Source organism: Micromonospora sp. NPDC004704 (assembly GCF_053601675.1).
In genome coordinates this window covers 46,459-61,257 of record NZ_JBSGCD010000007.1, presented here as the reverse complement: position 1 = coordinate 61,257, position 14,799 = coordinate 46,459, and the positions used below count along the sequence as shown (strand labels likewise).

10 protein-coding genes are annotated in these 14,799 nt (G+C 71.0%); 4 read left to right on the top strand and 6 right to left on the bottom strand.

Annotated features, from left to right (window positions below):
* Positions 1-45 precede the first annotated feature (45 nt).
* From ACWEFB_RS11725 to ssd, 4 genes are all read right to left on the bottom strand, one after another.
* On the bottom strand, positions 46-837 hold the full coding sequence (locus ACWEFB_RS11725; RefSeq protein WP_452284687.1) for a type II secretion system F family protein: 792 nt from the start codon (positions 835-837) through the stop codon (positions 46-48).
* The gene (locus ACWEFB_RS11720; protein ID WP_452285140.1) at positions 837-1,589 is read right to left on the bottom strand and encodes a type II secretion system F family protein; all 753 of its coding nucleotides are present in this window, start codon (positions 1,587-1,589) and stop codon (positions 837-839) included. Before ACWEFB_RS11720 ends, ACWEFB_RS11725 begins: the two co-directional genes overlap by 1 nt.
* A 65-nt stretch (positions 1,590-1,654) precedes the next feature.
* Positions 1,655-3,034 (bottom strand): TadA family conjugal transfer-associated ATPase, encoded by a 1,380-nt coding sequence (locus ACWEFB_RS11715; RefSeq protein ID WP_452284685.1) that lies wholly within the window; start codon positions 3,032-3,034, stop codon positions 1,655-1,657.
* Complete coding sequence (gene ssd / locus ACWEFB_RS11710; protein ID WP_452285138.1) at positions 3,031-4,086, bottom strand: septum site-determining protein Ssd; 1,056 nt, start codon at positions 4,084-4,086, stop codon at positions 3,031-3,033. Before ssd ends, ACWEFB_RS11715 begins: the two co-directional genes overlap by 4 nt.
* Before the next feature lie 382 nt (positions 4,087-4,468).
* On the opposite strand from ssd, the gene ACWEFB_RS11705 reads away from it, so the two are divergent.
* Positions 4,469-5,524, top strand: a complete 1,056-nt coding sequence (locus ACWEFB_RS11705) for an alpha/beta hydrolase (RefSeq protein ID WP_452284683.1) — start codon at positions 4,469-4,471, stop codon at positions 5,522-5,524.
* Between the two features lie 130 nt (positions 5,525-5,654).
* Here the strand turns inward: ACWEFB_RS11705 and ACWEFB_RS11700 are convergent, their stop codons facing one another.
* Complete coding sequence (locus ACWEFB_RS11700; RefSeq protein ID WP_452284681.1) at positions 5,655-7,661, bottom strand: cell wall-binding repeat-containing protein; 2,007 nt, start codon at positions 7,659-7,661, stop codon at positions 5,655-5,657.
* 663 nt (positions 7,662-8,324) lie between these two features.
* Here ACWEFB_RS11700 and ACWEFB_RS11695 point away from each other — a divergent pair.
* Complete coding sequence (locus ACWEFB_RS11695) at positions 8,325-9,134, top strand: HAD family hydrolase (RefSeq protein ID WP_452284679.1); 810 nt, start codon at positions 8,325-8,327, stop codon at positions 9,132-9,134.
* A 2-nt stretch (positions 9,135-9,136) separates the two neighbouring features.
* Here the strand turns inward: ACWEFB_RS11695 and ACWEFB_RS11690 are convergent, their stop codons facing one another.
* The gene (locus ACWEFB_RS11690; RefSeq protein ID WP_452284677.1) at positions 9,137-9,883 is read right to left on the bottom strand and encodes an oxidoreductase; all 747 of its coding nucleotides are present in this window, start codon (positions 9,881-9,883) and stop codon (positions 9,137-9,139) included.
* 233 nt (positions 9,884-10,116) lie between these two features.
* Between ACWEFB_RS11690 and acs the strand changes: the two genes are divergently transcribed.
* Together acs and ACWEFB_RS11680 are read left to right on the top strand one after the other, a co-directional pair.
* The gene (gene acs, locus ACWEFB_RS11685) at positions 10,117-12,081 is read left to right on the top strand and encodes an acetate--CoA ligase (RefSeq protein WP_452284675.1); all 1,965 of its coding nucleotides are present in this window, start codon (positions 10,117-10,119) and stop codon (positions 12,079-12,081) included.
* 275 nt (positions 12,082-12,356) lie between these two features.
* Positions 12,357-14,717, top strand: coding sequence for an immune inhibitor A domain-containing protein (locus ACWEFB_RS11680; RefSeq protein WP_452284673.1), 2,361 nt, complete (start codon positions 12,357-12,359; stop codon positions 14,715-14,717).
* Positions 14,718-14,799: the final 82 nt, after the last annotated feature.

The window sequence follows — 14,799 nt, the reverse complement described above, 5'->3', positions numbered from 1 at the left end:
GCCCTCAGTTTGCGGATCACGGTTGTTCCTTCCTCTGTGGAGTGTTCAGAGCACGTCGCCGAGCACGGCGACGATCACCGGCACCAGGCCGGCGAGAATGAAGGCGGGCAGGAAACACAGCCCGAGCGGCAGCACGATCAGGACACCGGCCCGCCGCGCCGCCGCCTCGACCGTGACGGCCCGATCGGCGCGGAGATCGTCGGCGAGCCGTGTCAGCGCCCCGGCGAGCGCCGCACCGCTGGTGGAGGTACGGACGGCGGCGGCGGTGAGCCGGTCCCCGCCGGGCACCGAACCGAGATGGGCCCACGCCTCCGCCGGTTCTCCGCCGAGGCGCAGGGTCCGGCCGACCCGGTGCAGCCGGTCACCGAGTGGACCGCCGAGGGCCTCGGCGACGGACAGCACCGCCCGGTCGACCGGGGCGCCGGCACGCAGCGCCGCAGCCAGCAGGTCCGCGCCGAGCGGCAGGTCGGCTACCTCGCGCAGCCGGAGCCGGCGGGCACTGGCCGGTTCGAGCCGGCGCAACAGCCGGTCGCTCACGATGCCGGCCAGCACCCCTGCCACCGCCCCGGTCCAGCCGCCCAGCACAACCGCCACGGCCACGCCACCAAGCAGCGCCCCGAGCCGGATCAGATCCGGCCGGCACCAGCCGTCCCCGGCAGCGGCATCCGGGCCCTTGCCGGCACCAGCCCGACCGTCTGCACCGGCGGCGCCCCGGACGCTGTCCAGGTCGAGTCGGACCAGCCGGCGCCGGGTCGACCGTTTGGTGGGTCGGCCGGCGACGAGAACGAGTCCGGCCGCGCCGGCCAGGCCGAGGACCATCGCCGTCGGGGTGGACATCAGGCCGCCCGCAAGGCGCTGCCGGCGAGTCGGTCGGCCCAGGCCAGGCCCGCTAGCTGCAACACGATCGCACCGACCGCGCAGCCGGCCCCGATCGGCGTACGCAGCAGCACGGCGAGCGGGTCGACGCCGATGCCATACCCGAGTGCGATGCCGCCCAGGGGCAGCCCGGCCAGCAGCATCGCGGTCGCTCGGGCACCGGCGGCCTGCGCGGCGGCAGCGGCGAGTCCGCGATCCATCGCTCGGGCGTCGGCCTCGATCCGCTCCAACAGATCGGCCAGGGGTGCACCGGTCTGCTCGGCGAGCCGGACGGCCGCTCGGGCCAGCCCGTCGATCCGCCCTGCGCTCCCGCTCCCGCCGCCAGTCGCCGCGGCAGCGGCAACTGCGCGATCTGCCTCCGGGCCGACGGTCGACGGCAGCGCGTTGGTGATCGGTAGGCCGGCGCGGAGGTCGGCGGCGAGTGCACAGAGGCCGTCCAGTTGGCGGCGGCGGGCCCGCTCGACGACCCGTCCGGTACGCCGACGCAGCGCCGCCCGTCCCGCGAGCCCGCCGTACGCCAGGCCGGCGAATCCGGCAACCGGTCCACCCAGCACGGTTCCGGCAACCGCCGCCAACCCGGCGACAACCACGGCAACTCGCTTCGGCGCGGCGTCCACCCAGCCGGGCACACCAACCCGCCATCCGACCGCAGCCTGTCCGGCGTCCTCGGCCGATGCTCCGACGATTGCCCGCCACCGCGCCCGGTTTCCCACCGGCGACCAGGCAACGAGCCCTGCCGCCGCCACCAGGCAGGCCGCGACGAGCCACCACCCGGAGATCACGGTCGACCTCCCGCCGGCCGGGTCGGCAACTCCGGCCGAGCCGGCAGGCCCGGTCGCGCCGGGAACTCTGGCCGAGTCGGCGCCGCCCGTCGTGCTGACGGCTCCGGCCGAGTCGGCGCCGCCGGTTCGAGCAGGACCGCTGGTACGGGCACCCCTCGTTCGGTGAGGAGTCGGGCCAGCGCGGTGGCGGCCGGTCCCGCACCCTCACCTCGTCGCCAGGCCGGTACGACGGTGACCAGCCGTTCCGGCCCACTCGGCAAGAGCAGGCAGACCGCTTCCAGCACCCGGCCCGCCTCGGTACGGCGTACCTGCAACAGGACCTGGAGTGCGGCGGTGACCTGTGCGTGCAGGGCGGCTCGGGGCAGGCCACCGAGCAGGCCGAGCGCCTCCAGCCTGGCCGGTACGTCAGCCGGTGCGTTGGCGTGCAGGGTCCCCGCCCCGCCGTCGTGTCCGGTGTTGAGCGCGGCGAGCAGGTCGACCACCTCGGCACCCCGGCACTCGCCCACCACGATCCGGTCCGGACGCATCCGCAGCGCCTGACGTACCAGGTCGCTCAGGCCGACGGTGCCGGTGCCCTCCACGTTGGCGGTCCTGGCCTGTAGGCCGACCACGTGCGGATGCACCGGGCGCAGTTCGGCGGCGTCCTCGACCAGGACGATCCGTTCGGTCGGCGGGACCAGGCCGAGCAGGGTGTTGAGCAGGGTGGTCTTGCCGGATCCGGTGCCGCCGACAACCAGGTACGCCAACCGGGCGGCCACCACGGCGGCGAGCAGTCCTGCCGCCGGCCGGGGCACGGTGCCGTGGCGTACGAGTTCGTCGAGGGTGAACGGGCGCTGCCGGAAGGTACGCAGTGACAGGTACGGCCCGTCGGTCGCCACCGGCGGCAGTACGGCGTGCAGGCGAGTGCCGTCCGGCAGCCGCCCGTCGACGTACGGGGATCCCTCGTCGAGGCGCCGCCCACAACCGGCCGCGAGCCGCTGGGCCAGCCGGCGAACGTCATCGCGATCGCCGAGTGCGATCGGCACCGGTTGCAGTCCCCGGCCCCGGTCGACCCAGACCCGTACGCCGTTCACCAGGACGTCGGTGACCTCGGTATCGGCGAGCAGTGGGGCGAGCGGGCCGGCGCCGACGAGGTCGTCATGGACCTGACCGGCCATCCGGAGCACGGCGGTGTCCCCCAGGACCGCCGCACCGGGTTCGTCGCGTACGGCGGCGACCACGGCGGCCGGGGTGATCGCCGTACCCTCGGTGGCGAACCGTCGGCGGACCCGGCTGGCCAACGGGCCACCGGCGACGGCGCCCCGGCCGGCGGACGGGGGTCGGTTGTCCGCCGGCCCCGAACCGGTGGGGCCGGCGACGCGGATGCGGTCGGTCATGCCGCACCCGCCGTCGGCAGGTCGTTGAGTTCGGTGAGCAGTCGCTGGCAGAGGATGGCGAGCGGTCCCCGGCCGGAGGACGCGGGCGCCTCGCCGCGTTCCAGGCCACGGCTGAGTCCCGGCTCCGGTCGCAGGGTGCCGGCGAGCGGCAGGCTCAGCGCCCGGGCGACCTCACGGGCCTTGAGCCGGCCGGGCGCCGGCCCGCGCACGATCACCGACAGCTCGGCGCAGTGCAGGCTGGCCGCGGTGACCACACGGGCCGCCGCGGCGGTTGCCCGCAGTTCGGCCGGCACCACGACAAAGGCCCGGTCGGCGGCCTGCAACGCGATCACGGCAGAGTCGTCGAGTTGGCGTGGCAGGTCGACGATGACCAGGTCGCGGCCCCGGCGACCGGCGTCCATGGTGGCGGCCATCGCCTCGGCCGGCAGGTTGAACAGGTCACCCCGGTCCCAGGAGAGCATCACCAGGTCGCCCCGGCTGGGCAGGGCCCGGACCAGCGCCGGTGCGTCGACCCGTCCGTCGACCTCGGTCAGGGCGGGCCAGCGGAGCCCTTCGAGCTGCTCCCAGCCGAGCACCAGGTCGAGTCCGCCGCCGAGCGGGTCGGCGTCGACCAGCAGGGTGCGCAGCCCGCCCCGCGCGGCGGTCACCGCGAGCCCGCCGGCCAGCACGCTCGCGCCGGCGCCGCCCCGGCCACCGATCACCGCGACCACCCGTCCGGGTGCGACGGCGGCCGATCCGGGTAGGCCCTCGGCGAAGCGGTCCACCAACCACGGTTGCGCCGCCGGCAGCATGGCCACGTGTTCGGCGCCGATCAGCTCGGCCAGTTCCCAGCCGGGATCGCCCGGACCGGACCGGCCGACCAGCACCACCCTCGGGCGGCGCGGCAGTCGCGCCCGCAGGCAGGACTGCGCCTGGTCGGTGCCGACCATGACGAGCGGCGCGGCGGCCCAGCGGGAGCGGGCGGCGGCCGGGTCGGCGACCACCTCGACCTCCGTGCCGCCGGCCGCGGCGAGTTGGAGCAGTTCGTCGAGCAGGTCACCGTCCGAGGTCAGGACCAGCGGCAGGCGGGGTCCGGGTTGGACAGGGGTACGGGGTGGCATCGCGGTCTCCAGCGGCGGCGTCGGTACGGGGTGACCGACACACCCTGAACCGGCCGGCGTGTCCCCGTCCCCACCTCCGGCCCTGCCTGTGGATAACCGGGACGCCTGTGGAAAACGCCCGAGGACGGCCTTGATCTGCTATGAAAGCTCGGACTTCCGGCGGCAAACCGGACAGGGAGTCGAGTTGATCCACAAGCCGGGTCGGCAAAGTCGCCTCCATCAACGGCCCGTCGGGACATCGACCATCCGCCCGGTAGACCACCCGAATTCGGGTACGCACCTCGAAGAGCAGCCGCCACCGCAGCAGGTCCACCGCTGCGTGAGAGGAGCGACCATGGCTCAGGCAGTCGGCACCGTCGTACTCGAGCCCGCCGCGCGGGAGTTCGCCCGGATGACCTCGCAGCCGCCCTTCCTGCACCAGATCCCGCCCAGCGATGGCCGCGAGAAACTCACCGACCTGCAGTCCAGTGGCATCGCCAAACCGGCTGTCGATTCAGAGAACCTGATGGTTCCCGGCGGGCCCTCCGGCCAGGTCCCCGTACGCATCGTCCGGCCCCCGGGCAGCAGCGGCGGCGGATCGGACAACGGGAACAGACTGACCGACCGGGTACGGGGACTCGCGCAGGACATGATGCGTTCGCGCGGCGGTCAGCAGGGCGGTATGCCGGTCATCCTCTACCTCCACGGCGGCGGGTGGGTCTTCGGTGACTCGTTCACCCATGACCGGTTGATCCGGGAGATCGCCGTCCAGGCGGACGCGGCCGTGGTCTTCCCGGAGTACAGCCGCTCACCGGAGGCGCCCTTCCCCACGGCGTTGGAGGAGTGTTACGCGGTAGCGGAGTGGATCAGCGAGCAGGGCGCGGAGTTCGGCCTTGATCCGTCCCGGATCGCGATCGCCGCGGACTCGGCCGGAGCGAACCTCGCCGCGGTGATCACCCTGCTGGCGAAGCAGCGGGGCGGTCCGCAGTTCCGTCACCAGGTGCTCTGGTATCCGGTCACGAACGCGGACTTCGACACCGACAGCTACCGGGAATTCGACAGCGGCTACTACCTGCGGCGGGACCAGATGATGTGGTTCTGGGACCAGTACCTGCCGGACACCGCCAGGCGCGGCGACCCGACCGCCTCACCGTTGCAGGCCAGCATCGACCAACTTCGGGGCCTGCCACCCGCGCTGATCATCACCGAGGAAGCCGACCCGCTGCGCGACGAGGGCGAGGCGTACGCGGCCAAGCTGCGCCAGGCCGGCGTACCGGTCGCCCAGGTCCGCTACCAGGGCATGATCCACGATTTCGTCATGCTCGACACGCTGGCCACGACGAGTGCCGCCCGCGCCGCCACCGCACAGGGCGCCCAGACACTGCGTACGGCGCTGCACGCCACCCACTGACCGCCCGGATACGCAGGCGCCGCCCCGGTCCACCGGACGACCGGGGCGGCGCCCCGCCATCTGTGGGTTACAAGAGCGACGGGGCCCCGGGCAGAGTGCCCGGAGCCCCGTCAAGGTTGGTGCTGTTGCGTTACCGCTGGCTGGCTACCCGCGGGGTGACACCCGGCACCGAGTCGGCCGAGGCCGCCTTGCTGCCCAGCGTCGGAAGCGTCGGCTCCAGCAGCGAGGTCGGTCGCGCCGCGAGGGCGCGGGCCGAGCTGCTGGAGGAGGTCGACGTGAACTCGCCGTACAGGGAGGTGCCCGGCAGCCCGATCGAGTCGCCGATCGGCGCGATGAGCGAGTCGGCGAGCGAGTTGTTGCTGCCCAGGAGCTGGACCACGGCCAGGCTCGAGGCGTTGGTGCTGAGGTAGTTGCTCACCTCGGAGTTGAGGGAGTCCTTCCAGTTGATCAGCATCGGACCACCGATCGCCCCGGCCATGGCACCACCGGTGAGGGCGTCGAACCAGCTGTCCGAGGTGGCGATCGAGGCCGTCACCGGACCGTAGAAGAACGCCTGCGCGACCATCACAGCGGTGTGGATGGCGCTCGGTCCGATCAGGTCGAACCCGTTGTAGAACGCGTCGTCGGCCCACAGGGTCAGGTTCTCCCAGTGGGTCTGCAGCGCGGTGGCTCCCCAGCCACCGACACCCACGATGTTGACCAGGGGATCCTCGGGGTCGATCTCGTTCAGGTAGTTCAGCGCCACCGCCGGCAGGGTGTTGCCGGTGCTGAGGACGATGACCGTGTTGGGGTCCAGGCCGGCGACCGCACCCGCAGCCAGGGCGTCGTAGAAGTCGAGGCCGGTGGCGACGATGACCGTACGGGGGGTGGTGGTGATCTCCCGGTTGATCCGGATGTTGGTGTCGAACATGTTGGTGCCGGCGATCCGCTTGATGGTGTAGCCCAGCCCGGCCAACTGGTTGCTGATGTTGGTCGAGACCGCGTCAGCCCCACCGAGGACGTAGATGGTGCCCGAGTTGCCGAGCACCCGCCTGATCTCGTTCAGGACCTCCGCCGGAAGGGCTGCGGTCGGCGTGATCAGCAACGGAGCGCGCTTGCTGATGGCGAGTGCCGAGCCGGCGAGCGCGTCGTAGTAGGCGTCGGACCGGGTCAGCACGACCGCGTTGGCCTGCTGCCGCCCCCGCGGGTCGTTGACGTTGCCACGGTCGGCGTAGGCGTAACGGGAGGCCGCCACCCCGGTCCCGATCGCGTTCGGGCCGTAGACCCGGTCGACGAAGTTGATGCCGACCGGCTGCCAGGTCGCGTTGGACACGGTGTTGACACCGTCGTCCGGCACCACCGTGGTCACCGCCCGGGAGGCAACGTTGATCTTTTTCAGCGCCCGACCGCTCTCGAACAGCAGGCTGCTGCCATCCGCCGACCAGGCCGGACGGAGAGCACTCTGCGGCTCGGTGGTCACCTGCTGTGCACCGGTTCCGTCCGGGTTGGACACCCAGACCTGGCTACCGCCGAGCACGTAGGCGAGTCGGCTCCCGTCCGGCGAGAACGCCGCGCTGGCCGCGTTCGACGCCACCTGCGCCGTGGTGGCGGTGCTCCGCGACCAGACCCGCACGGTGGAGACGCCGGCTGCGGTACGGCGGGTGAAGGCGACGTTTCCGCCCAGCGACACCGACGGCTGGGAGTCCTGCTCGCCGTCTGCCCGTACCAGACCGGGCAACTCGTCCTCGTTGGTCAGGCCGTCCACACCCTGGAACCTGATCCGGTAGTCCGGCGTCGTGTAGAGCACGTCGCTACCGCTCGGCCACCAGGCCACGTCGAGCGGGCGACCGCTCAGGTTCGGGATGTCGACGACGCGGGACATGTCGGCGTTGGCGATGTGCAGGCCGCTACCGGTGTTGTTGATGTACGCGATCCGGCTGCCGTCCCGGGACCAGGCCGGTCGCCCGATGATCCCGGTGCTGAGCAGACGTGCGTTCGACCCGTCCACATTGGCGATGTAGGTCGACCCGTTGGCGACCTGGTACGTGATGTGCTCGTCACCCGGAGCAGCCTGGGCGGCCGTGCTGGTGAGTAGGGGCGTGACCACTGCGGCAGCAGCGGCGACGCTGACGATTCGACGCAGATGGGATGTGGACAAGAAGATGTGCCTCCCCGATAGATGTGCGGTGCAGGAGTCCGGTGGGAAGCATCCCGCCACCCGTGCCGGCGACACCGCGCCAATCAGCGTAGGCATTGTGGGCCAACCGCGCTGCCCCTTTGATCTTGCGTTCGCCGCCGGGTCCCCTGCCGTCGCACCCTTCCGTCGAGCCACCGTCGACCGGACCACCGGGGCCGGCCTGCGGTTCCGCGACCCACGGCGCTCGCAGGCCGGGCCGCCGCACCGCCGCCTCGGTCGGACGGAACCGACGGGAGGATGATCCGGACGGGGACGAAGGGCTGACCCGATCTGACTGAAGGCGCTATCCCGGATAGGCGACGACCCCCGTCGGGGGGAGACGGGGGTCGTCTGGGGGTTCGGCTCCGGGGGGGGTCGAGCCGAACCCACTCAGCGGTCACGGGGGGTGCAACCGCCGAGAGCTGCCGGGCACACGGGATATGAAAGTGTGTCGTGAATACAAGCATGCCTGAGCGGACCTGTATACGTCGAGTGGCGCACTCTCCACTCACCGCAAAACCACGGCGGTCCGACGTGATCACGCTCACCGCCGGCAGCCCCGGGACCAGGGTGTCCGGGGCCACAGCCGGCCGGGTGACCCCGCGCACCCGCCGACCATAGACCATCCGGCTAGACTTGCGCGCCGTGGGCCGAAGTGCCGCTTTTTTCGATCTGGACAAGACCGTCATCGCGAAGTCGAGCGCGCTGGCGTTCGGCAGGCCGTTCTACCGGGACGGTCTGATCTCGCGTCGGGACGTCGTCAAGTCCGCGTACGCCCAGCTGATGTTCCGGCTCGGCGGGATGAACGACCAGACGATGGCGCGTACCCGGGACTACCTGGCCGCGCTCACCAAGGGCTGGCCGGTCGAACAGGTCCGCCAGATCGTCGCGGAGACACTGCACGAGTTGATCAACCCCTACGTGTACGCCGAAGCCGCCGCCCTGATCGAGGAGCACCAGGCTGCCGGTCGGGACGTGGTGCTGGTCTCCGCATCGGGTGACGAACTGGTCCGCCCGATCGGTGAACTGCTCGGTGTGACCGACGTGATAGCCACCCGGATGGCGGTCCGGGACGGACGCTACAGCGGCGAGGTGGAGTTCTACGCCGCCGGTGCGGCCAAGGTCAGCGGCGTGGCCGAGCTTGCCGAGGCGCGTGGTTACGACCTCGCCGAGTCGTATGCGTACTCCGACTCGATCAGTGACCGGCCGCTGCTGGAGTGTGTCGGGCACCCCACGGCGGTCAACCCGGACCGGGCCCTGCGCAAGCTCGCCGCCGAGAACGCCTGGCCGGTGCTGGAGTTCCGGCACCCGGTGCCGCTGGGTCGCCGGCTGCGGGACAAACCCGCCGTGCCGGTGGCCGCCGCCGCGCTCGGGGTCGGAGTCGGGGTCGCGATCGGCATCGCCTGGTACGGCCGCCACCGCCGGACCCGCGCCACCTCCGCTCAGAAGAGCTGATCTCAGGCGGCGGCAAGGACCTCGTCGCCGACCAGGGCGACCTGCTCGGCACCGATCTCCACCGCCGTCGCGTAGTGCCGCAGCCAGGAACGGACCCCGTCCGGCGTACCGGTGGCGAAGGCGCCGGCCGCGCCGACGTACTCGGGGGAACGCTCCTGGTGACCCACGTCGACCGCGACCAGGCCGCGCGGGTCGAACCCGCTGGCGAGCAGGGTCAGTCGGGCGGCGGCTCGGGCCACCACCCCGGACGGCCCGGCGAACGGGCGCAGGGCGAGCAGTTCGCCGTGCACGACGGCGGCCAGGACCAGCGGATCCACCTTCGTCCCGCCGGTCAGCAACCCGGCCAGTCCGTCCAGCCGGGCACCGGCCGCCGGGCCGGCGACCGGGCGGCCGAGTTCGTGCTCCGGGACCACGTCCCGGGCGGCGAGCACGTGCAGCTTGGCCAGCACCTGCCGGGGCGCCCGGGTCCACAGGTCGGCAAGTCCGGGCAGCGCCCCGGCCACCCGCAGCGCACCCTGGAGCACCGGGTCGGTGACCGTGCCGGCGCGTACGGCTTCGCGCTCGTGCTCGTACCCCTCCAGGGCGGCGCTGGCCACCGCGGACCGGAGGCTGATCTCGGCCGCGACCTGGCCACCGTGCCGGCGCAACGCGCGGTGTCGCAGGGCCTGGTCGACCCGCTCGCGGGCCCGGTCGACGGCGGGCCCGACGTCGGCGAGGGTGAGCAGCGGGGCGAGCGGGTCGGTGGTCACGACCCCACGCTAGCGACCCGCCGGGCGGCCGGGCGCGGCAGCCGGGCCACAGCCCCCGACCGGGGGCGGACCGGCCGGCGCTCGACGGCGTTCACTCGGCGCGCCGGACGGCCCAGCGACCCGACCAGCGCTCGCACCACCGGTGAGGGCGCCGTTAACCTCCTACCGAGACCCATCTCACGCTGACCACGAGGAGCCCCACCGATGAGCGAGCAGATGAGCGAGCACCGCGCATGAGCGAGACCCTGGCGAACCTGTTGCAGGAGACGCGGGAGTTCCCGCCACCGGCGGAGCTGGCCGCCGCCGCCAACGTCACCGCCGCCGCCTACACCGAGGCCGCCGACGACCGGCTCGCCTTCTGGGCGGAACAGGCCCGCCGGCTGGACTGGGCCAAGCCGTGGGACCAGATCCTGGACTGGTCGAACCCGCCGTTCGCCAAGTGGTTCGTCGGCGGGGAGCTCAACGTCGCCTACAACTGCCTCGACCGGCACGTGGCCGCCGGTCGCGGTGACAAGGTCGCCATCCACTGGGAGGGCGAGCCCGGCGACACCCGCACCCTCACCTACGCCGACCTGCACCAACTCACCTGCCAGGCGGCGAACGCGCTGACCGACCTGGGCGTCACCGCCGGTGACCGGGTCGCGATCTACCTGCCGATGATCCCCGAGGCCGCGGTCGCGATGCTGGCCTGCGCCCGGATCGGCGCCACCCACAGCGTCGTCTTCGGTGGCTTCTCCGCCGACGCCCTCGGCAACCGGATCCAGGACGCGAGCGCCAAGGTGGTGATCACCGCCGACGGTGGTTACCGACGGGGCAAACCGTCCGCGCTCAAGCCGACGGTGGACGAGGCGGTCGCCGCCTCCCCGACCATCGAGCACGTGCTGGTGGTCCGGCGTACCGGGCAGGAGGTGGCCTGGACCGACAAGGACCACTGGTGGCACGAGACGGTGGAGACCTCGTCGACCGAGCACACCGCCGAGGCGTTCGACGCCGAGCACCCGCTGTTCATCCTCTACACCAGCGGTACGACCGCCCGCCCGAAGGGCATCCTGCACACCACCGGGGGTTACCTGACCCAGGCGGCGTACACCCATCACGCGGTGTTCGACCTGAAGCCGGAGACGGACGTCTACTGGTGCACCGCCGACATCGGCTGGGTCACCGGGCACTCCTACATCGTGTACGGCCCGCTCGCCAACGGCGCCACCCAGGTCATGTACGAGGGCACCCCGGACACCCCGCACAAGGGCCGGTTCTGGGAGATCGTCGACAAGTACGGCGTCAGCATCCTCTACACCGCCCCGACGCTGATCCGCACCATGATGAAGTGGGGCGACGACATCCCGCAGGGTTACGACCTGTCGTCGCTGCGGGTGCTCGGCAGCGTCGGTGAGCCGATCAACCCCGAGGCGTGGATGTGGTACCGGGAGCACGTCGGCCGGGACAAGTCCCCGATCGTCGACACCTGGTGGCAGACCGAGACCGGCGCCATCATGATCTCGCCGCTGCCGGGGGTGACCGCCACCAAGCCGGGCAGCGCCATGTCCCCGCTGCCGGGGATCACCGCCGACGTGGTCGACGACCAGGGCGAGTCGGTGCCGAACGGCGGTGGCGGTTACCTGGTGCTGCGTGAGCCGTGGCCGTCGATGCTGCGGACCATCTGGGGCGACGACGACCGGTTCATCGAGACGTACTGGTCCCGGTTCCAGGGGATGTACTTCGCCGGTGACGGGGCGAAGAAGGACAACGACGGGCACCTGTGGCTGCTCGGTCGGGTGGACGACGTCATGCTCGTGTCCGGGCACAACATCTCCACCACCGAGGTCGAGTCGGCGCTCGTGTCGCACCCGTCGGTGGCCGAGGCGGCGGTGGTCGGGGCCACCGATCCGACCACCGGTCAGGCGATCGTGGCGTTCACCATCCCGCGCGGCAACGTCGACACCGCGGGCGAGGCCGGCGAGGCGCTCATCGTCGAACTGCGCAACCACGTCGCCCGTACGCTCGGGCCGATCGCGAAGCCGCGGCAGATCATGCTCGTACCGGAGCTGCCGAAGACCCGGTCCGGCAAAATCATGCGCCGGTTGCTACGGGACGTGGCCGAGAACCGCTCCCTCGGTGACGTCACCACGCTTCAGGACTCCTCGGTAATGGAAATGATTTCCTCGGGGTTGCAGTCCGGCAAGTCCGACGAGGACTGACCGGCAAGGGAAAGACCCGGATGGGCGCGGCTCCGCGAGGGGCCGCGCCCATTTCCGTACGGTGGTCCGGTTGCTGTCAAGTTGATCGATTTAACGGACTGCACATTCCGACGACTTGCCCCACCCGGCGTGAGTCCGGGTAAACATCGCAGCACCATCGATCTCGAACTCGTGACATCGGTGCATCGATCTGCAAAGGTAGTCACGATCATGAGTGACAGGTGTCGCGCCCTGCGCCGAGTTCCTGTCACATTCCACGAAGGGAGGAGGACCCTTTGAGGAGAGACGTCAAAGCAGGCATGGCGAGCGTTGCCGCAGCCGTCCTGGCGGCTGGTTTCGTTTCCGTTCCGGCGTACGGCGCACCCAAGCCGTCGCCCACGTCGTCCGCACGGGTAACCGGCGCCGATGGGGACCCCACTGCGGTACACCGCGAGGACAACCTGCCCCACCCGCTCGGTGACCAGCAGGACGCCCTGCGTCGCGAGGCGATCGCCGACCTGCTTTCCGGCAAGTCGGCACCGCAGCAGCGCAACGGCTCCGAGGTCGTCAAGGTCAAGGGCAACCGCTGGGTCGAGGTGAAGAAGAAGCCGGCCAAGGTCGACCCCATCTTCTCCATCCTGGTGGAGTTCGGCGACCAGGTGAACCCGCTCTACGGCGGCGACGCGGGCCCGAAGCGCAACGAGATCGCCGAACCGGACCGGGTCTGGAACGGCGACGCCACCGACAACAACTCCACCATCTGGCAGGAGAACTTCAACCGCCAGAGCTACCTGGACCTCATGTACTCCAAGAAGAAGGAGTCCATGGCCTCCTTCTACCTGGACCAGTCCGGGGGCAAGTACACCGTCGGTGGTGACGTCAGCGACTGGGTCACCGTGCCGTACAACGAGGCGCGGTACGGCAGCAACAATGTCGTGGAGTCCGAGGGCGAGGTCTACTGGCCGTTCGTCGAGGACACCGCCCAGGCGTGGTACGACTCGCAGCTCGCGGCCGGCAAGACCAAGGCCCAGATCACCGAGTACCTGAAGCAGTTCGACATCTGGGACCGGTACGACTTCGACGGCGACGGCAACTTCAACGAGTCGGACGGCTACATCGACCACTTCCAGGCGATCCACGCCGGTGAGGGCGAGGAGGCCGGCGGCGGTGCCCAGGGTGAGGACGCGATCTGGTCGCACCGCTGGTACGCGTACCCGACCCGGATGGGCGACACCGGCCCGTCGTACAACGAGCGGGGCGGCGTGCCGCTGGGCGACTCCGGGATCTGGATCGGTGACTACACCACCGAGCCGGAGAACGGTGGCCTGGGCGTGTTCGCGCACGAGTTCGGCCACGACCTCGGTCTGCCGGACCTGTACGACACCACCAACCGTGCCGAGAACGGCACCGGCTTCTGGTCGCTGATGTCCGGTGGGTCGTGGCTGAACAAGGGCGGCGACAACATCGGCTCCACTCCGGGCTACATGGGCCCGTGGGAGAAGCTGACCCTCGGCTGGCTGGACTACAAGGTGGTCAACCAGGGCGACGGGGCGAAGTACGAGATCCTCGGCCCGGCGGGTGACAACGACGGGCTGCTGCCGCAGGCCGTGGTGGTCAACCTGCCCACCGCCCGGAAGTACATCGAGTACAACACCCCCACCTCCGGACAGTACGAGTGGTGGACCGGCAGCGCCGACGACCTGGACATCAAACTGACCAGGGACCTCGACCTGACCGGCGCCACCACGGCCTCGCTGACCACCAAGGCCTGGTACGACATCGAAGAGGGTTACGACTTCCTCTTCGCCCAGGTGTCGGCCGACGGTGGGGAGAGCTGGATCCAGGTCGGTGACCGGATCGACGCGAACTCCGGTGGCTGGCAGGACCTGAGCTGGGACCTGTCCCCGTGGGCCGGTCAGTCGGTCAAGTTCCGGTTCCGTTACTACAGCGACGGCGGTTACCACCTGGCCGGCGCCTTCCTCGACGACATCAAGCTGTTGAAGAACGGCGCGGTGGCGTGGAGCGACGACGTCGAGTCCGGTGACAACGGCTGGACCCCGGCCGGCTGGAGCCGCTTCGGCGGGACCGTGGACGAGCAGGTACCGCGTTTCTACATCGCGGAGAACCGGCAGTACATCGGTTACGACAAGGGGCTCAAGGTCGGCCCGTACAACTTCGGTTGGTCGACCACGAAGCCGGACTGGGTGGAGCGCTTCCCGTACCAGGACGGTCTGCTGGTCTGGCAGGTCGACTACAGCCAGGAGGACAACAACACCTCGACCCACCCGGGTCAGGGTCTGGTGTTGCCGATCGACGCTCGGCCGGCCCCGATCGCGTGGCCGGGCACCTGCGCCGTGACTCCGTACAACCCGCAGGGGCTGTGCCTGCTGGCCAACCGCCGGCAGCCGTTCGACGCCACCTTCGGGCGGCAGAAGACGGACGCGCTCACCCTGCACCGCCTCGGGGTCCCGCTGGCGATCCCGTCGAAGCCGGGCATCCCGACCTTCGACGACTCGGACCCGAACCGCTACTGGTCCGCGGCGAACCCGACCGGCTCGGTCAAGGTTGCCGGCACCGGCACCAAGATCGAGGTTGTGCTGGAGCTGGGCATGCCGATCGGTACCAGCCTGATCAAGGTGAGCACCCCTCGGCGCTGACCCCCGTCAGGTAGAACCACCGGTTGAGAACCACAGGGCCGGTGCCGCGTACTGCGGCACCGGCCCTGCTCGTCATCGAGGC

Coding starts and splice junctions, on each gene's coding strand:
- ACWEFB_RS11725 (WP_452284687.1), bottom strand. CDS start 837: ATGTCCACCCCGACGGCGATGGTCCTCGGCCTGGCCGGCGCGGCCGGA.
- ACWEFB_RS11715 (WP_452284685.1), bottom strand. CDS start 3,034: ATGACCGACCGCATCCGCGTCGCCGGCCCCACCGGTTCGGGGCCGGCG.
- ACWEFB_RS11705 (WP_452284683.1), top strand. CDS start 4,469: ATGGCTCAGGCAGTCGGCACCGTCGTACTCGAGCCCGCCGCGCGGGAG.
- acs (WP_452284675.1), top strand. CDS start 10,117: ATGAGCGAGACCCTGGCGAACCTGTTGCAGGAGACGCGGGAGTTCCCG.